This is a genomic window from Qipengyuania benthica (genome assembly GCF_030717865.1).
Lineage (GTDB): Bacteria > Pseudomonadota > Alphaproteobacteria > Sphingomonadales > Sphingomonadaceae > Qipengyuania > Qipengyuania benthica.
In genome coordinates this window covers 161,405-178,818 of the sequence record NZ_JAVAIL010000003.1, presented here as the reverse complement: position 1 = coordinate 178,818, position 17,414 = coordinate 161,405, and the positions used below count along the sequence as shown (strand labels likewise).

General features: G+C 65.7%; 17 protein-coding genes. 5 read left to right on the top strand and 12 right to left on the bottom strand.

The window, feature by feature from the left end; all coding sequences use genetic code 11:
* Window positions 1-35: 35 nt before the first annotated feature.
* Window positions 36-1,124, top strand: coding sequence for a CaiB/BaiF CoA transferase family protein (locus Q9K01_RS09880; RefSeq protein WP_305930082.1), 1,089 nt, complete (start codon window positions 36-38; stop codon window positions 1,122-1,124).
* A 9-nt stretch (window positions 1,125-1,133) separates the two neighbouring features.
* On the opposite strand, the gene Q9K01_RS09875 is transcribed toward Q9K01_RS09880, so the two are convergent.
* Window positions 1,134-2,402 (bottom strand): acetyl-CoA C-acetyltransferase, encoded by a 1,269-nt coding sequence (locus tag Q9K01_RS09875; RefSeq protein WP_305930081.1) that lies wholly within the window; start codon window positions 2,400-2,402, stop codon window positions 1,134-1,136.
* A 114-nt stretch (window positions 2,403-2,516) separates the two neighbouring features.
* Here Q9K01_RS09875 and Q9K01_RS09870 point away from each other — a divergent pair, with 114 nt between their 5' ends.
* Both Q9K01_RS09870 and Q9K01_RS09865 read left to right on the top strand, forming a co-directional pair.
* Window positions 2,517-3,278, top strand: a complete 762-nt coding sequence (locus Q9K01_RS09870; protein ID WP_305930080.1) for a crotonase/enoyl-CoA hydratase family protein — start codon at window positions 2,517-2,519, stop codon at window positions 3,276-3,278.
* A 58-nt stretch (window positions 3,279-3,336) separates the two neighbouring features.
* Window positions 3,337-4,500: an acyl-CoA dehydrogenase family protein gene (locus tag Q9K01_RS09865; protein ID WP_305930079.1), complete on the top strand. Its 1,164-nt coding sequence runs from the start codon at window positions 3,337-3,339 to the stop codon at window positions 4,498-4,500.
* A gap of 199 nt (window positions 4,501-4,699) precedes the next feature.
* On the opposite strand, the gene Q9K01_RS09860 is transcribed toward Q9K01_RS09865, so the two are convergent.
* The 3 genes from Q9K01_RS09860 to Q9K01_RS09850 all read right to left on the bottom strand — a co-directional run bounded on the left by Q9K01_RS09860 (window position 4,700) and on the right by Q9K01_RS09850 (window position 9,003).
* The gene (locus tag Q9K01_RS09860) at window positions 4,700-6,856 is read right to left on the bottom strand and encodes a TonB-dependent receptor (protein ID WP_305930078.1); all 2,157 of its coding nucleotides are present in this window, start codon (window positions 6,854-6,856) and stop codon (window positions 4,700-4,702) included.
* Between the two features lie 125 nt (window positions 6,857-6,981).
* A complete protein-coding gene (locus Q9K01_RS09855) occupies window positions 6,982-7,665 on the bottom strand; it encodes a Fe2+-dependent dioxygenase (protein ID WP_305930077.1) in 684 nt (227 codons plus the stop codon).
* Window positions 7,666-7,845: 180 nt separating this feature from the next.
* Window positions 7,846-9,003 carry an AI-2E family transporter gene (locus tag Q9K01_RS09850; RefSeq protein WP_305930076.1) on the bottom strand — a complete coding sequence of 386 codons (1,158 nt, stop codon included), beginning with the start codon at window positions 9,001-9,003 and terminating at the stop codon, window positions 7,846-7,848.
* A 111-nt stretch (window positions 9,004-9,114) separates the two neighbouring features.
* On the opposite strand from Q9K01_RS09850, the gene Q9K01_RS09845 reads away from it, so the two are divergent.
* Both Q9K01_RS09845 and Q9K01_RS09840 read left to right on the top strand, forming a co-directional pair.
* Entirely contained in the window at window positions 9,115-9,480 is a 366-nt protein-coding gene (locus Q9K01_RS09845; protein WP_305930075.1) for a cupin domain-containing protein, read from the top strand.
* Between the two features lie 218 nt (window positions 9,481-9,698).
* Window positions 9,699-10,511: a BON domain-containing protein gene (locus Q9K01_RS09840; RefSeq protein WP_305930074.1), complete on the top strand. Its 813-nt coding sequence runs from the start codon at window positions 9,699-9,701 to the stop codon at window positions 10,509-10,511.
* Window positions 10,512-10,612: 101 nt separating this feature from the next.
* On the opposite strand, the gene Q9K01_RS09835 is transcribed toward Q9K01_RS09840, so the two are convergent.
* The 8 genes from Q9K01_RS09835 to Q9K01_RS09800 all read right to left on the bottom strand — a co-directional run bounded on the left by Q9K01_RS09835 (window position 10,613) and on the right by Q9K01_RS09800 (window position 17,378).
* On the bottom strand, window positions 10,613-11,623 hold the full coding sequence (locus Q9K01_RS09835) for a fumarylacetoacetate hydrolase family protein (RefSeq protein ID WP_305930073.1): 1,011 nt from the start codon (window positions 11,621-11,623) through the stop codon (window positions 10,613-10,615).
* 18 nt (window positions 11,624-11,641) lie between these two features.
* On the bottom strand, window positions 11,642-12,283 hold the full coding sequence (gene maiA / locus Q9K01_RS09830; protein WP_305930479.1) for a maleylacetoacetate isomerase: 642 nt from the start codon (window positions 12,281-12,283) through the stop codon (window positions 11,642-11,644).
* A gap of 130 nt (window positions 12,284-12,413) precedes the next feature.
* Window positions 12,414-13,589, bottom strand: coding sequence for an acyl-CoA dehydrogenase (locus Q9K01_RS09825; RefSeq protein WP_305930478.1), 1,176 nt, complete (start codon window positions 13,587-13,589; stop codon window positions 12,414-12,416).
* A 123-nt stretch (window positions 13,590-13,712) separates the two neighbouring features.
* Window positions 13,713-14,069, bottom strand: coding sequence for a response regulator (locus Q9K01_RS09820; RefSeq protein WP_305930072.1), 357 nt, complete (start codon window positions 14,067-14,069; stop codon window positions 13,713-13,715).
* A 95-nt stretch (window positions 14,070-14,164) separates the two neighbouring features.
* Window positions 14,165-14,758, bottom strand: a complete 594-nt coding sequence (locus Q9K01_RS09815; protein WP_305930071.1) for a hypothetical protein — start codon at window positions 14,756-14,758, stop codon at window positions 14,165-14,167.
* Window positions 14,755-14,883 carry a hypothetical protein gene (locus Q9K01_RS09810; protein WP_305930070.1) on the bottom strand — a complete coding sequence of 43 codons (129 nt, stop codon included), beginning with the start codon at window positions 14,881-14,883 and terminating at the stop codon, window positions 14,755-14,757. The genes Q9K01_RS09815 and Q9K01_RS09810 overlap by 4 nt, the downstream gene beginning before the upstream one ends.
* A 1-nt stretch (window position 14,884) precedes the next feature.
* Window positions 14,885-15,625 carry an OmpA family protein gene (locus Q9K01_RS09805; protein WP_305930069.1) on the bottom strand — a complete coding sequence of 247 codons (741 nt, stop codon included), beginning with the start codon at window positions 15,623-15,625 and terminating at the stop codon, window positions 14,885-14,887.
* A gap of 55 nt (window positions 15,626-15,680) precedes the next feature.
* Window positions 15,681-17,378 carry a vWA domain-containing protein gene (locus tag Q9K01_RS09800; RefSeq protein WP_305930068.1) on the bottom strand — a complete coding sequence of 566 codons (1,698 nt, stop codon included), beginning with the start codon at window positions 17,376-17,378 and terminating at the stop codon, window positions 15,681-15,683.
* Window positions 17,379-17,414 lie beyond the last annotated feature (36 nt).

The window sequence follows — 17,414 nt, the reverse complement described above, 5'->3', positions numbered from 1 at the left end:
CGCAATGACCGCGGGCACCAAGGGGGGAAATGCGAATGGGCAAATTATCCGGGATCACCGTGATCGACCTGACGCAGTTTCTTCCCGGTCCGATGATGACCGTGATGATGGCCGATCACGGCGCGCGGGTGATCAAGATCGAGCCGCCCGCTGGCGATCCCGCGCGCGACCAGGGGCCGTTCGAGGCGGGGCACTCGGTCTGGTTCGCCAATTGCAACCGCGGCAAGGAAAGCCGTGCGCTCGACCTCAAGAGCGAGGCGGGCAAGGTCGCGCTCGCCGAACTGTGCCGCGAGGCGGATGTCTTCGTCGAGGGGTTCCGCCCCGGGGTGATGCCGCGGCTGGGGTTCGATCACGAGGCGGTGCGCGCGCTCAATCCGGGGATCGTCTATTGCTCGATCACCGCCTTCGGGCAGGACGGCGCGCTGGCGCAGCACCCCGCGCACGATATGGCGGTGCAGGCGCTGGCGGGGTTCCTCGCGGTCAATGACGGGCCCGACGGCGTGCCGGTGGTGCCCGGGGTGGCGAGCTCGGACATGGCGGCGGGGCTCACCGCGCTCTCGGCGGTGCTGATGGCGCTGCTCGGCCGCGAACGCAGCGGGGAGGGCGCCTATATCGACTGCGCGATGTTCGACAGCCTGCTGCCGTGGTGCGCGCATACAGCGGGCAGCGCGATCGCGGGCGGCGAAAGCCCGCGCTCGGCCAGCCAGCGCTCGCTCGGCGGGGCGGGGTTCTATCAGGTCTATCGGACCGCCGACGGACGCCATGTCGCGCTCGGCGGGCGCGAGATCAAGTTCGCGAAAGTGCTGCTGGCGGCGCTGGGGCGCGAGGATCTGCTGCCCTATGCCGAAGCGCCTGCCGGCGAGCAGGAACCGCTCATCGCATTCCTGCGCGAGACCTTCTCCGCCAAAACGCGAGACGAATGGGTGGAATGGTTCGCCGACAAGGACGTCGCCTTCGCGCCGGTGCTTGATTTTCGCGAAGCGCTCGATCAGCCACATGTTGCCGAGCGCGGGCTGCTGGTCGAGACCAAAGGCGGCGCGCATCATATCGCCCCTCCGATCCGCTTCGCCGGCGAGCAATGGGAGCCGGGCGCGGTGCCCGAACTCCCATCCACTCTTCGCTAGAACCAACTATCAGTCGACGAAATCCTCGACTCGCTCGATTACGATCGCGGGGGCCATGCCGCCCGCGGCGCACATGGTGACGAGGCCGTAGCGCTTGTTCTGGCGTTCGAGCTCGTCGACCATCGTGCCGATCAGGATCGATCCGGTCGCACCGATCGGATGACCCAACGCGATCGAGCCGCCGTTGACGTTGACCTTGTCCCAGTCGAGCCCGAGGTCGCGGACGAATTTGGCCGCGACCACCGCGAAGGCCTCGTTGATCTCGAACAGGTCGATATCGTCGATGGTCAGTCCCGCCTTCTCGAGCACCTTCCTCGCCGCAGGGACGGGAGCGTTGAGCATCAGCGTGGGGTCGTCGCCCATATTGGCGGTGGCGACGATCCGCGCGCGCGGCTTGAGACCGTGCTTCTGCGCATAGGCCTTGCTGGTCACCAGCACCGCCGCGGCGCCATCGACCACGCCCGAGCTGTTGCCGGCATGGTGAAAATGCTCGATCTCGAGATCGGGATATTTGCGGTTGATCAGCCCGCGGAAGGTGGTTCCGTTCTGGTCGGTCGGAACATCGGCGATCTTGGTGAAGGCGGGTTCCAGCTCTGCCAGCCCCTCGCGGGTGGTCTGCGGACGCGGAAACTCCTCCTTGTCGAGCACCACGTTGCCCTCGTCATCGACCACCGGGACCAGCGACTTGTCGAACCGGCCTTCCGCGATGGCCTGCGCGGCGCGCTGCTGGCTGCGATAGCCGACCTCGTCCAGTTCCTCGCGGGTGAAGCCTTCCTTTGTGGCGATGGCATCGCCGCAGACGCCCTGGTGGCTCTGCGGATGCGACTGCTGCAGCCGCGCGTTGTAGCTGCCCATCATCGGCGGCTTCATGCCCGCAGCCATCTTGTCGCGCGCCATTTGCCCGGTGAGGCTCATCATCTCGGTGCCGCCCGCGACCACGCAATCCTCCATCCCGCTCATCACCTGCGCGGCCGCGAGGCTGACGCTGGTGATCCCGCCGCCGCAGAAGCGGTCGAGCGTCGTGCCCGAGCTGGTAACGTCGTAGCCTGCATCGAGCGCGGCCATGCGCCCGAGATCGCCTGCCTGCATCCCGTCCTGCGTGCTGACCGACCAGATGACGTCGTCGATCGTCGCGGTGTCGAGGTTGTTGCGGCTGGCGATCGCCTTGAGCACGGTTGCCGCGAGGTGCTGCGGATGCTGCTCGGCAAGCGCTCCCTTGCCCTGTTTTCCGATCCCGCGCGGGGTGCGGACGGCATCGACGATATAGGCTTCTGACATTTAGTGTTCTCCTCTCCGGGCGCGCCTTTCGCGGCGATTGCCGGTTGACGTAGGCGTAAGCCTGCCGCAGCAAGGGCGCAAGACCAGTTTCACATTGCAATGGGAGATGAGCAAGTGAGCGAAGACGTCCTGATAGAGGTCGAAGACGGCATTCTGATCGTCACGATCAACCGCCCCGAAGCCAAGAACGCCATGAACAAGGCCGCCGCTGAGGGCATCGCCGCGGCGATGGACCGGTTGGACGAAGACGACGATCTGCGCGTCGCGATCCTAACCGGGGCGGGCGGCACCTTCTGTTCCGGCATGGATCTCAAGGGCTTCCTGCGCGGCGAATCCCCCAGCATCGAGGGGCGCGGCTTCGGCGGGATTACCCAGCAGGGCCCCTCCAAGCCGTTGATCGCCGCGGTCGAGGGCTATGCGCTCGCCGGCGGGATGGAGCTGATGATCTCCTGCGATCTCGTGGTCGCCAACAAGGACGCCAAATTCGGCATTCCCGAAGCCAAGCGCGGGCTCGCCGCTGCGGCGGGCGGGCTGATGAAACTGCCCGATCTGATCCCCCCCAAGATCGCGATGGAACTGGCGCTGACCGGCGATTTCATCGACGCTACCCGCGCCTACGAGCTCGGGCTGGTCAACCGCGTGGTCGAAGGCTCGGCGCTCGACGCGGCCAAGGAACTGGCGGCGAAGATCAACGAGAACGGCCCGCTCGCGGTGCGCGTCTCCAAGCAGATCGTCGACCAGTCGCGTGGCTGGAGCCTGGAAGAGCGCTGGGACGAGCAGGCCAAGCTGCTGCCCAAGGTCTTCATGAGCGAGGATGCGCGCGAAGGCGCGGCTGCCTTTGCCGAGAAGCGCAAGCCCAACTGGAAGGGCAAGTAAGCGCGCGGCACAAGCGCGCTACTGCCATCTGACTACCCCTGAGAGAGGATCACCCTAAATGCCCGTCATCGACATTCCGCCGCCCGCCTTCATGGAAGACGAAGAAATCTCGATCTTCGCCGACGCGGTCGGCAAGTTCTACGAGAAGCACGCTCCCGAAAAACGCGTCGCCAAATGGCGCGAGGACGGCCAGGTCGAGCGCGAGTTCTGGAACGAGGCGGGCGAGGCCGGTCTGCTGGGCGTCTCGGTGCCCGAGGAATACGGCGGCCACGGCGGCGATTTCCGCCACGACATGGTGGTGATCGAGCAGCAGGGCAGGCACAATGTCGATGGCTTTGCCGCCAGCCTGCACAACACGGTGATCCTCCCCTATCTGGTCCGCCACGGCACCGAGGAGCAGAAGAAGCGCTACCTGCCCAAGCTGGTCAGCGGCGAGCTGGTGAGCGCGATCGCGATGACCGAGCCGGGCGTCGGCTCGGATCTGCAGAGCATCACCACCACCGCGCTGAAAGACGGCAATGGCTACCGGCTCAACGGCGCCAAGACCTATATCTCCAACGGCCAGATCGCCGATTTCATCATCGTCGTCGCCAAGACCGATCCCAACCAGCGCGCCAAGGGCATCTCGCTGCTGCTGCTCGAAACCGAGGGCGCCGAGGGATTCCAGCGCGGCAAGAAGCTCGACAAGATCGGGCTCGATGCACAGGACACCTCCGAACTGTTCTTCGACGATGTCTTCGTCCCGGCGGAAAACGTGCTCGGCGGCGAGGAGGGCAAGGGCTTCTACCAGCTGATGGGCGAACTGCCGCAGGAACGGCTGATCATTGCCATGGGCGCGATCGCCGGGATCGAGCGCGCGCTCGATGTGACGGTCGAATTCGTCAAGGAGCGCAAGGCCTTCGGGCAGACGGTGTGGGACTTCCAGAACACCCAGTTCGTGCTCGCCGACCTCAAGGCCCGCGGCACCGCGGCGCGGGTGTTCGTCAACGACTGCATCGCCAAGCATCTCGATGGCAAGCTCGACGTCCCCACCGCCTGCATGGCCAAATACTGGGTCACCGAACTGCAGAGCGAGGTGGTCGACAAATGCCTCCAGCTTCATGGCGGCTCGGGCTATATCAACGACTACCCGATCGCGCGGATGTATCGCGACAGCCGGATCACGCGGATCTTCGGCGGCTCGAACGAGATCATGCGGATGGTGATCGCCCGCTCGATGTAGTCGCCGCGCGTTTGTACATGAAACACATGCGGGTCGCCGTCCTCAGGGGAGGCGGGCGGTCTGCTTGCGCGAACGACGGTGAGAAAGAGCCGATGCGAGGGTAACGCGGGCTCTGCATGTAGGAAACCGGATTATGCGCGGGGGTCGACCGTGATCCACCGGGGCCGCATCCGTGCGGCCCCGGCGGCATTTCCTGCGCTCAATATTTGGCGGTCAGCGAGACGATTGCCTGGCGTCCGTTGGCGGGCACCGCGAAGTGCGGGTTGCGCAGCTTGGTAATGTAGCGTTCGTCGCCGACGTTCTTCACATTCACCCGCAGCGCCAGGTTCGGGTTGAACTCATAGGTGGCGAAGGCATCGAAGCGGACATAGCCATCGGCGGAGATCAGGTTGGTGGTATCCGCGAAGCGGCCCGACTGATGGTAGACCCCGCCGCCAAAGCCGAAGCGATCGCTCACTTCCACGCTCGCGGTCAGCGCCAGATTGTGCCTCGGAGTGTTCGGCAGGCGATTGCCCGCGCTGGCGGTATCGCCGGTCAGCTCGCTGTCGACGAAGGTGTAGCCGCCGAACAGCGACAGCGCGCCGACGCGGCCTGTCGCGCCCACTTCGAACCCCTCGATGCGAGCGGCATCGATGATCTCCACCACCTCGCCCAGCGCATCGGTGTCGATGATGTTGTTGCGGTCCACCCGGAATGCCGAGGCCGAGAGCTGCAACGCGCCCCCGAACAGATCGGCTTTCGCACCCACTTCGTAATTCTCGGTTTCCTGGGGTGCATAGGTGTCGTTGCTGATCGCGATATTGCCCGAGCCCGCGCCCACATCGGTGCCGGGAGGATTCTTGGCATTCGCGTAGGAGGCATAGATGCTCGCCCAGGGAACCGGCTTGTAGATCGCGCCCGCCTGCCAGCTGACGAAATCGGTCTCCACGCTCCCGCTGAAGGGCCCGCCCCGACCTGCGCCGGAGCCGGAGGCGCGATAGTCGGTGTAGCGGACCCCGGCAGTGACGATGAGCTCGGGGATGAGGGTTGCCGAATCGAAGGCGTAGATGCTGATGTCTTCGGCTTCCGACAGGCTCGGGGTGCTGGCCGGAGTGATCGCGCCGCTCCACGGATCCAACGGATCGGGGTTCGACAGATCGGTGCAATTGAAGGCGGCGATTGCAGCGGGCGGGCAGCTGCGATTGCCGGTGTCGACGCTGTAGTTCAGGTTGCGCGTATCCGCCCAGCCATATTCGGCGCCGATCGACAGATTGTGCAGGATCGAACCCGTCGCGAACTCGCCCGAGATATTGGCATTGCCGGCCATCGATTGCGTGTCGGAATTGCGGCTCTTGGTGGCGCGCCAGACCAGACCGTCGGCGACGTTTCCGGCGCTGTCGTCGGGATTGGTCACGATATAGTCGATGGCGGAGCTGGAGTAGCGCAGCAGCGCCGAGGCGCTCCAGCCATTGCCCAGATCGTGGTCGAACTGGAAGGTCGTGGTATCGACCCGCGTGTTCTGGAAATCGCGAGCCAACAGCCCGTAGAAATTGTCGTAATCGACATCCGCAGGGACGCGGCGACCGTCGCCAAGCTGGCCTCGCGATGTCAGCGGAATGCCGTAATCGGGCAATTGGTCGCCCTCGAAATGGTAATGGGTCAGACTGGCGATGGTGTCCGTGCCGATGCCATAGGCGATCGAGGGGGAGATGCCCCAGCGGTCGTCGTAGATCGCATCGCGGCCGGGCGTCTCCGAATCGTGGAACAAGCCGACGATCCGCACCGCCACGCGGTCGCCGAGCTGGCGATTGACGTCCGCGGTGACGCGATAGAGGTCCGAGGTTCCCACGGATCCGGTCGCCGAAGCGAAATCGCCTGCGCGGGCGGTCTTGCTGACGAGGTTGATCCCGCCCGCTGCCGCCCCGCGACCGCCGAGCGCGCCGCTGGGGCCCTTGAACACCTCGATACGTTCGACGGCGAAGGTTTCGCGCGTCTGCGAGCCGAGATCGCGCGCGCCGTCGACGAAGACGTCGCCGGTCGCGTCGACGCCGCGAATGAGCGGGATGTCCGCCGCCGCGGTTCCGCCTTCGCCGGCGCCCAGCGTGATGCCGGGCACCATCCGCAGCGCTTCCTCGAAGGAATAGGATGCGGTCTGCTCGAGCGCCTCTTCGGTCACCACGTTGATCGTGCGCGGCGTGTCGAGGATCGGTGCGGTCGCCTGGTCGATGCTCAGCTCGTCGGTCCGTTCGCCGGTCACGACGATCGATCCATCGGGGTCGATGCCGGTTTCGGCCGTTGCCGGGGCGCTGGCGATGAACCCGACACAGCCCAGCGCGAGGAACGGTGCGGAGGTGCGGGTGAATGTCGATCGTGTCATGGCTCTGATGGCCTCCCTGTTTTCGTCGTCGGAGGGGCCTATGCGAAACCAAGGCTGCAGTGTCAATGCAAATGCAACTTATTCGCAATAGCACTGACGAATGCTGGAAATAGGCGCTCTTGCGCTCAGGCGTCCGCCCAGCGGCGCATCAGATTGTGGTAGAGATTGGTCAGTTCGAGGACCGCGCCATCGCTCGGCCCGCGTTCGGAGCTCAGCAAGCGGACGGTCCGATCGAGGCGGTAGAGCTGCTCGCGTTCGCCGGGATCGCGAACCATGCTTTGCAGCCAGAAGAACGAGCCGATACGGGCGCCCGAGGTCACGGGCGTGACGCGATGCACGCTGCTGGCGGGATAGAGCACCAGATCTCCCGCGGGCAGCTTGACCCGGTGTTCGCCGAACAGATCCTCGACGATCAGCTCGCCGCCCCCGTAGCTGTCCGGATCGGCGAGGAAGAGCGTCGCCGACAGATCGCTGCGGATCCGGAAATCGGTGCCGTCGAGGCGGCGGATCGAATTGTCGACATGGGCGCCGAAGGTCTCGCCGCCCTCGTAGCGGTTGAACAGCGGCGGAAAGACCTTGAGCGGGAGCGCCGCCGCGATGAATTCGGGGGTACGGCCGAGCGCATCGAGTACCATCCTGCCCGCCTCCTGCTCGGTCTGGCTGCCCTGCCGCAATTGCCGGTTGCGCTTGGCGGTGCGCGATTGATGCCCCGAGGTCTCGTTGCCATCGACCCATTCGCCACTCTCGATCAGCGCCCGAAGCTCGGCCACCTGCGCTGTGTCGAGGACGCCTTCCACGCGAACCATCATGACCGTCTTGTCCTTCGGGGGTAGGCGCGTCGCGCCGTATCTCCCCTCCCACTGACGCGGATGCGAATGATTGTCAATTGCAGCAGTCGCGGGGCAGCAGGGAGCAAGCAAGGGCAATGCGCCGCCGCTTGCAGTGCTCGGGGCCTCCGGTTTTGCTCCCTCAGCGAGAGAGCGGCATGGTCATCTCTTCGGCTCGATATAGCGATCGAGTTCCTCGAAGGAGGAGCGATCGGTGAGCAGCAGGGCGGCCGGCTTCAGGCCGTCGAAATGGGCCATGACCATCGTGATGAGAACCGTGAGTGGCACCGCTAGGATCGCGCCGACCACGCCCCACAGCACCGACCAGAACAGCAGCGAGAGCAGCACGACCAGCGGAGAGATCGAGAGCCGTTTGCCCATCAGCCTGGGATCGACGAAATTGCCCATGACCTGTTCGATCACCAGCAGGCCCAGCGCGACCAGTGCGGCCGTTCCGGGATCGCGCGTGACCAGCACATAGAACACGGGCAGTGCGCCGGAGACGATCGAGCCGACAGTGGGAATGAAGCCGAGCAGGACGGTCAGGACAGCCCACAGGAGCAGGTAATCGACGCCGAAAATCGCCAGAAAGGCCGCGTAGAGGCAGGCTGTCGCTGTTCCCAGCACGAGGCGCATGAGGAAATAGGCGCGGAACTTCTCGCCCACGGACCGGCCGATTTCCAGCCAGCGTCGGCCAGCGCGATCCCCGCTTCCCCCGGCGCCTCCCTTCGCACGCCCGCGCGTCGCCGCGGCGGCGATCTTGTCGTGCCAATTGCCCGCTTCCAGCAGCATCAGCAGGATCAGGAACAGGATCAGGACGATCCCGCCCAGCGTGCTGGTGGTGATGCCGAGCGCAGTCATCGCACTGGATGCGAGCGCTCCGTTCGACACCAGCGATGTGGAATCGGGATCCGGGCCATCGCTAAGGATGTCGGGCAGGCCGAGATCGGGTAGGCCCAGATTGTGGAGCTGCTGCTCCAGCCGAGGGCCGAGATCGGTCAGCAGATCGTAGACCTGGCTCCCCGCGAGCCCGATACCGAACACGAAGGCACCGAGAAAAAAGAGCACGACGAGCAGCCCCGCGACCGCGCCCAGCCACCGCAGCCTGGACGGCATGCGCTCGGATATCGCCGAGGCAAGCGGCCATACGGCGAGCGCAAGCAGCAAGGCGCAGACCGCCGGCATGACCACGGCATAGGCTTCGCGCAGCAACCAGAACGCCGCTGCGAATGCGATCACCAGGATCGGAATCCTCCAGCGATCGGACGATGGCTGCACGCGGGTGGGGGAAACGGGTCGGGGACCGCTGTTCTCTGCCATCTACGGTGAATGCGTCGGCGGCGGGCTTGTTCCGTCGGGGGGCTTGTCGCGGGGGGGGGTGGGCATGCGCGAGGCTGGCGCTTCGGCCCCCGGCGCTCTAACGGGAGCGCCATGTTGAACGCGACGAGACTGGCAGACGCTTTTGCGCAGGTGACCGAATATTGGTCCCCCAAGGTGATCGGCCGGGTGAACGATCAATTGCTCAAGGTGGCCAAGCTCAAGGGCGAGTTCGTCTGGCATGCGCACGAGGGCGAGGACGAGCTGTTCTACGTCGTCAAGGGATCGCTCGTCATCGAGTTCGAGGATGGCCCCGTGGCGCTTTCGCAAGGCGACTTCCTCACCGTTCCGCGCGGGGTCCGGCACAATCCCGTGGCGGCGCAGGAGTGCTGGGTGCTGCTTATCGAACCCGCCTCGACCAAGCACACCGGCGAGGAGATCACCCCGCGCACGCGCAGCATCGAAGAGCAGTTGCGCTGACGGCTGGCGATTGAAGGCTGGCGGCGAGCATGCGGCCAAGCAATCCTGAGAACAAGACCCTGTGAACCGTCTGCGGCCGCGCCTTGGATGCAGCCCTCTTTGGCATTGCGTCCCATCAGAACCACCGGCTGGCGACGATTGCCGAAACAGCGGAACCTGCCGCAAGCGCCTCCATTGTTTGGATATACGGGAGCCAATGATACAGCAGGAGAGACATTATGGCAGACTATCGCAGAGGCTATCGCGACGACTACGGTCAACAGAACCGGTACAGCGGGAGTTATGGTAACGACCGGGACGACTACGGTCGCAGCTATCGCGGCGACAGGGGCTATCGCGACGACCGCGGCGCGATGGATCGCGCCGGGGACGAAATCCAGTCGTGGTTCGGCGACGACGATGCCGAGCGGCGGCGCCGCATGGACGAACGCCGCGATCCCGACACCAACCACTTCGGTGGGCGCGACCGTGACGATTACGGCCGCTACCGCAGTCGCGGCTATTCCGACGACGACTACCGCGACAGCGGATATCGCGGCGGATACGATAGGGGCGGATATGGCGGCGGCAGCGATCGCGAAGATCGCGGCTGGGGCTATAGCGACCGCTCGGACAGGTATGGCGGCGAGCGCGGCTACGGCTCTTCCTATCGCCGCGATCTGAGCGACGACGATCTCCACGAGCATGAATCGCGCCGCAGCCACTACGGCAAGGGGCCCAGGAACGATACGAGGTCCAAGGAGCGCGTGCAAGAGCGTGTCAGCGACGAATTGCACGACGACCACGATCTCGACGCCAGCGATATCGAGGTCAAAACCAGCGACAATGGCGAAGTGACGCTCGAGGGCACGACCGACTCGCGCTGGAGCAAGCGGCGGGCCGAAAACTGCGCCTACAGGGTGCGCAATGTCCGCCATGTGCAGAACAACATCCGCGTCGAACACCGCGACGACGAGAGTTCCGCCGTGGCCCGCGATCCCGATGCCACCAACCGGCCGACCACCGGCCGCAAGACTGTGACCAAGACGTAACCCTCGCCAGTTGGGTGAACGCAAAACCCCCGCGCCGGCAACGGCGCGGGGGTTTTTCACGTCGGTCCGACTGGTCGCCCGCCAGGCGCGACGCTTCGGGTTCAGATATCGACTACCGTCTGCTCGATCGCGCCGAAGATCGAATGGCCGTCTCTGTCCTTCATTTCCACGCGCACGGTGTCGCCTGCCCGCATGAAGCGGGTGCTGGCCTCGCCGCTACGGATCGTCTCGATCATGCGGATTTCGGCGATGCAGCTGTAGCCGCGCCCGCCATCGGCGACGGGCTTGCCCGGATCGCCCTCGGGACCCTGATTGGAGACGGTGCCCGAACCGATGATCGTGCCCGCGCCGAGATCGCGGGTCTTCGCGGCATGCGCGACCAGCTCGGCGAGGCTGAAAGTGGCATCCTCGCCGGCTTCGGCGCGACCGAAGGGTTCGCCATTGTAATCGACCATCAGCGGCAGGTGGACGACGCTGTCCTTCCAGGCGTCTCCGAGTTCGTCGGGGGTCACCGCCACGGGCGAGAAGGCGGACGACGGTTTGGACTGGAAGAAGCCGAAGCCCTTGGCGAGTTCGCCGGGGATGAGGCCGCGCAGGCTCACATCGTTGACCAGCATCACCAGCTTGATGTGATCGGCCGCCTGTTCGCTGGTGACGCCCATCGGCACATCGTCGGTGACGACCGCGATCTCGCCTTCCATGTCGCAGCCCCAGGCGGGATCGCCCAGCGGGATGTCCGCGCGCGGGGGGAGGAATTTGTCGCTGCCGCCCTGATACATCAGCGGGTCGTGGTAGAAGCTCTCGGGCACCTCGGCATTGCGCGCCTTGCGGACCAGCTCGACATGGTTGATGTAGGCGGAACCGTCGGCCCATTGATAGGCGCGCGGCAACGGCGAATGCGCCTCGCGCTCGTGGAACCGCTCGCAGGGCACCGACTGGTGTTCGACATCGGTATAGAGGTTGCGCAATTTGGGCTCGCACTCGGCCCAATTGTCGAGTGCGGCCTGCAGCGTGGGGGCGATGTTGTCCGCCGGGCAAAAGCGGGTGAGGTCTTTCGAGACGACGACCAGTTTCCCGTCGCGGGTTCCATCGTTCAGCGTGGCGAGTTTCATCTCAATTCCTCTCGGGGTTCATTGGTTTTCCGGGCTGTCGGGCTGGGCATCGGGATGCGCCCGCTGGAATGGTGGCAATGCGAGACAGGCGCGTTCGATCCGCACGATGTGCGGCTTGTCGCCGAAATCGAAGCCGAAGCGCTGAGCATTGTAGACCTGCGGCAGCAGGATCGCCTCGAAGAAGCCGGGCGCGTCGAACAGGAAGTCGCCGGTGCCGAGCTGCGCCAGCCGCGCCTCGACCGGATCGAGCGTGCGCGCCAGCCAGTGGCGGTACCAGCTCTCGACCGTCTCCTGATCGTGGCCGAGCGGGTCCTTGAGGTATTTCAGGACCGGCAGGTTGAGCGGGGCGTGCAATTCGGTGGCGATCGCATAACCCAGCTCGCGCGCGGTGTAGCGTTGCTCCAGATCGGCGGGGAGCAGGGGGTGCTCGGGATAGGCCTCGTCGAGCCATTCGATCAGCGCCATCGACTGCACCCGATCGCGGCCATCGGCCTCGAGCAAGGGTACCGAGCCGAAGGGATTGCGGCTGGTGAAGGCCTCGCCTTTCTGCTCCGACTGGAGCAGGTTGACGGGCACGTTCTCATAGGCGAGCCCCTTGAGCTCGAGCGCGATCCGCAGGCGGTAGCTGGTCGAGCTGCGGTAATAACCGTGCAGTCGCATCATCTTGATTTCCTCGTCATCGCGAGCGGCCGCAGGTCGCGTGGCAATCCATGGCCCACCCGGCTCCGCACGCGCCGTCCATGGATTGCTTCGTCGCTGTCGCTCCTCGCAATGACGAATTCCGGAGACATCAGAACGCCGCGATCCCCGTGACCGCGCGGCCCAGGATCAGCGCGTGGACATCGGCGGTACCTTCGTAGGTGTTGACCGTCTCGAGATTCACCATGTGGCGGATGACCTGATATTCCTCGGAAATGCCGTTGCCGCCGTGCATGTCGCGCGCGACCCGCGCGATATCGAGCGCCTTGCCGACATTGTTGCGCTTGACGATCGAAATCATCTCGGGCGCGAACCTGCCCTCGTCCATCAGCCGCCCGACGCGCAGACTGGCTTGCAGGCCGAGCGCGATATCGGTCATCATGTCGGCGTATTTCTTCTGGAACAATTGCGTCGCGGCAAGCGGGCGGTCGAACTGGTGGCGGTCGAGCCCGTATTGCCGCGCGGCGTGGAAACAGAATTCCGCCGCGCCCATCGCGCCCCAGCTGATACCGTAGCGCGCGCGGTTGAGACAGCCGAACGGCCCCTTGAGCCCCTGGACATCGGGCAGCAGCGCGTCGGCACCGACATGGACGTCGTCCATCACGATCATGCCCGTCGTGCTGGCGCGCAAGCTGATCTTGCCCTCGATCTTGGGCGCGGAAAGACCCTTGGTACCCTTGTCGAGCACGAAGCCCCGGATGCCGCCGCCATGCGCCTCGCTCTTGGCCCAGACCACGAAGACATCGGCGAAGGGCGAGTTGGAAATCCAGGTCTTGGAGCCGTTGAGGACGTAACCGTCGCCATCCTTTTTTGCGACGGTCTTCATCCCGGAAGGGTCCGAACCCGCATCGGGTTCGGTGAGCCCGAAACAGCCGATCAATTCGCCGCTGGCGAGGCCGGGGAGGTATTTGCGCCTTTGTTCTTCCGAACCATAGGCGTGGATCGGATACATCACGAGGCTCGACTGGACGCTCGCCATCGAGCGGTAGCCGCTGTCGACGCGCTCGATCTCGCGCGCGATAAGGCCATAGGCGACATAGCCCGCGCCCGCGCCGCCATATTCCTCGGGGATGGTCGCGCCCAGCAGCCCGGCCCGGCCCATCAGCGGGAACAGTTCGGGCGCATCGATCTCTTTGGAGAAGGCTTCGATCACCCTGGGCTGGAGTTCGGACTGGGCGAAGCCGCGCGCGGAATCGCGGATCATCCGCTCTTCATCGGTGAGCTGGTCGTCGATCCCGAAGGGATCGTCCCAGGCGAAGGGCACCATGCCGGCCATATAGTCTCCTCAGATTGCCTCAGGAGCGATGGCAGGCTTGGCGCAGCGCTTCAAGGCCCGCGCGCGCCTGGGAGCCGGCGGCCGGCTTGCGCCGCGCTGGCTCAGCAAACTCTTTCAGTCGCCCAGCGCCTGATGGACCGAATCGATGATCGCGGCGGGAGGGCAGGGCTTGGCCAACGAGGTCGATCCGGGGAAGCGCTTGTGCACCTCGTCGGGCTGGTAATTTCCCGAATGGAAGATCACCGGAATGTTCTCCGCCATCAGTTTCTCGGCCAGCGGAAAGACATTGCCATCGCTCAGCTGGACATCGAGGATGGCCAGATCCGGCTTGTGTTTCTGGTAAGACAGCATGGCCGAGGAGATGTCGACGAAGGGACCTTCGACAGCATAGCCGGCTTCTTCCACCGTATTGCGAAGATCCCATCCGATCATGGATTCGTCTTCGGCGACAAGTATCGTCGGCTGCCGCATGGACATCCTTTCCGTAATCTCGCGCTGACCCTTTCATTACGAATGCGCGACACCCGGATCGGGTTCCTTGACCTAGAAGCGGTGCCGAAGACGGGTCAGTCGAGCCGACCGAAGCGACCTTCGTATCCCTCGGTGTCGCCCTGGGCGAGAAACCGCGCCTGCTCGACCCAATTGTCGCGACGGATGCGGCCCTGGAAGCGGCCCAGCTCGGCATCGACGCGGTCGATTTCGGCCTCGTCCCAAGCGGCGATCTGCGCGAATCCGGCCACTCCCAATTCGTCGAGACGCGCCGCCAGCTTTGGCCCGACGCCCTTGATCCGGGTCAAATCGTCGCCGGCGGGTTCCACCGTCGTGGTGGCGGAGGCGACCGCCGCTCCGGTTCCCGCCAGACCGGCTGGGGTGGGCGGTACGACCGGCTGGGGGGCCTGGACACGCTCCGCCGGCTGGGCGACCGGCGGTTCCGGCTGGGTGGGGACTTCGGAGCGGGCCGGGGCGACTGCGGCGGGGGTGCCGGAATCGATCAGCGCCTGATTGCGCGCGGCCGGCGAAGCGCCCTCGTCGAGCACATCGCCGGTCTCGCCCGTCACCCGCGTGCGGCGGTTCGCCTTGAACACCAGGAAGGCGAGCGCCAGCCCGATCAGGAAGGCCACCAGCAGCAGCGGCCAATTGGCCTCGATCAATTCAATCACAAATCGTCTCCTTCTTGTGCGTCCACGCTCGGCTCAGCGGCGCTGTTCCAGATCATCCAGCCCAGCAGCACGCCGGCGCCATAGGCGACCAGCATCAACACGATCGTTTCGAACCAGATCGGCATGTCAGCGCGCTCCCGGCGTATCGACGGGAGTGGGTAGCAGCGGTTCGGTGGCGATGACCGAGAATTCGATCCGGCGATTGGCGGGGTCGCTGGGGGCGAACCCTGCGACCGGTTCGCGCGAGCCGTAGCCGCGCGCGCGCAGCCCGTCGCGAGGGATGCCGCGGCGGATCAGCGCCTCGCGCACCGCCACCGCGCGCTCGCGGCTGAGTTCCAGATTGCCGGGCTCGGGCCCCGAATTGTCGGTATGGCCGGTGACCGCGATGATCGATCCCAGACACGGCTGCAGCGCCTGCGCGACTTCGTCGAGCAACACCTGGCTGGCGGGAACCAGTTCGGAGGAACCGCCCTCGAAGCGGATGGTGCGCGAGCGCAGCAGGCCTTCGACGTCTTCCTGGCAGTGGAGCGGGGTGTATTGCGGCGCTTCGGCCTGCGCGGCGGCGCTGCCGTCGGCCCAGAACACTCCGCCCACCCCGGGGACTCGCGCCACCGCTCGCGCCACGCGCGCCCGGGTGGCCTCGTTCAGCGTCTCGGCGTTCTCCAGGACCAGATGGCGGGTGGGCGATCCCGCCCCATTGGTCATCCGCGCCCGCGCCGGGTCGCCCCCGACGCCGGCGATCGCCCGTTCCACGGCCGGCTGCTTGGCAGCGAGAAACGCTTCGCCGTAGCGCGCACCGCCCCAGTAACCGATCGCTGCGACAAGCGCGGCACCTGAAAGCAGGACGATGGGGGTACGGCTGATCATGGCGCCGTCCTAAAGACCGCCACGCCCGAGCGGAAGGCCCCAAGCGCGGGTTTTTCTATCCGCCCGCTGATTGCTCCTGCGCGGCTTCGACCAGTCGGATGAACTCCTGCCGCCAGAAATCCTCTTGCCGTCCGGCGAGACCGACGATGTCGCGATAGGAGAAATCGCCCAGCAGCGTATCGCCGCGCAGCTTCTGGCCGAAGCCCGCCACCGCGGCGGCGAAGGCGAAATCGCCTTGGGGAGCGGGAGGCCGGGCGAGCGCACTGGCGGGCAGAACATATTCGATCAGCGTGGAGCTGTCGCCATCGGGCAGCTTGTAGCGCAGCTTCACATGCGCCGCTTCGGCCGCCAGTTCGCGCGCGCGGCTGTCGGTGGGGGTTTCGTAGCGGCGCGAAGCGATCCAGCCCTCGACCCCGGCCGGAACGACCTCGTAGAGTGCGGTGACCTGATGGCCCGCGCCGATATCGCCCGCATCCACCGCGTCGTCGTCGAAATCCTGCTCGCGCAGCGCGCGGTTCTCATAGCCGATCAGGCGATACTGGCCGACCACCGCCGGATTGAACTCGACCTGGATCTTCACATCCTTGGCGATGGTGAAGATCGTCGCGCCCATCTGCTCGCCGAGCACCTTGCGGGCTTCCAGCGCGCTGTCGATATAGGCGTAATTGCCGTTTCCGTGATCGGCGATCTGCTCCATCATCGCATCGTTCACATTGCCGCGACCGAAGCCCAGCACGGTCAGCGTGATGCCCGACTCGCGCTTGCGCTCGATCAGATCGACAAGCGCGTCCCGATCCGACACCCCGACGTTGAAATCGCCATCGGTAGCGAGGACGACGCGGTTGACGCCGCCCTCGATGCGGGTGCCCTCGGCGATGCGATAGGCCAGTTCCAGCCCAGCGCCGCCCGCGGTCGATCCGCCCGCTGCGAGCTGGTCGAGCGCATTGCGGATCGCGGTGGCATCGCTGGTGGGTTCGAGCACCAGCCCCGCGGCACCGGCATAGACCACGATGGAGACGCGATCCTGCGCGGTCAGCTGGTTGACCAGGCTGCGCAGCGCGGTCTTCACCAGCGGCAGCTTGTCGCGGCTGTTCATCGAACCCGAAACGTCGAGCAGGAACACCAGATTGGCGGGCGGGCGGTCCTGCGGCGGCATCTCGTAGCCCGACAGTCCGATCCTGACGAGGCGGCTGGTGGCGTTCCACGGGCTCGCGGCGACGTCGAGAGCGACCGTGAAGGGCTGGGACGGCGCGCGCGGCGTGTCGTAATCATAGCGGAAGTAGTTGATGAATTCCTCTGTCCGCACCGCGTCTGCCGGGGGCATCTGCCCGTCCTTGATGAAGCGGCGGGCGTTGGCATAGGCGGCGGTGTCGACATCGACCGAGAAGGTCGAGACCGGTTCGGCCGCAACCAGCTTGACCGGCGAAACCGCCTCGCCCTCGTAGCGCTCGCGATCGGGTTCGGTGGGCACGACGCCGGGCGGGACATAGCGATAGCTGGAATCGATCGGTGCAGCGCCCGCTTCGGGTCCGGCGGCCTGCGCGACCCGCGAGCCGGTGACCATTACCATGGCGCTCGGGCTCGGCGGCGGCGGCGGCGGCGGTGGCGGTGGCGGTGGAGATGTCGGCGTAGCCGCTTCTGCGCCTGGCGCAGGACCGGCGGGATCGGTCCGCTCCTGCGATGCCGATGTGGCGCAGCCCGCCAACAGGGCTGCCGCGGCGCAGGCGGTGAAGAGGTGCAGCGGCTTCGTCATGTGGTCCTCCCCCAAAGGTGGAAGCCATCCTTGCAG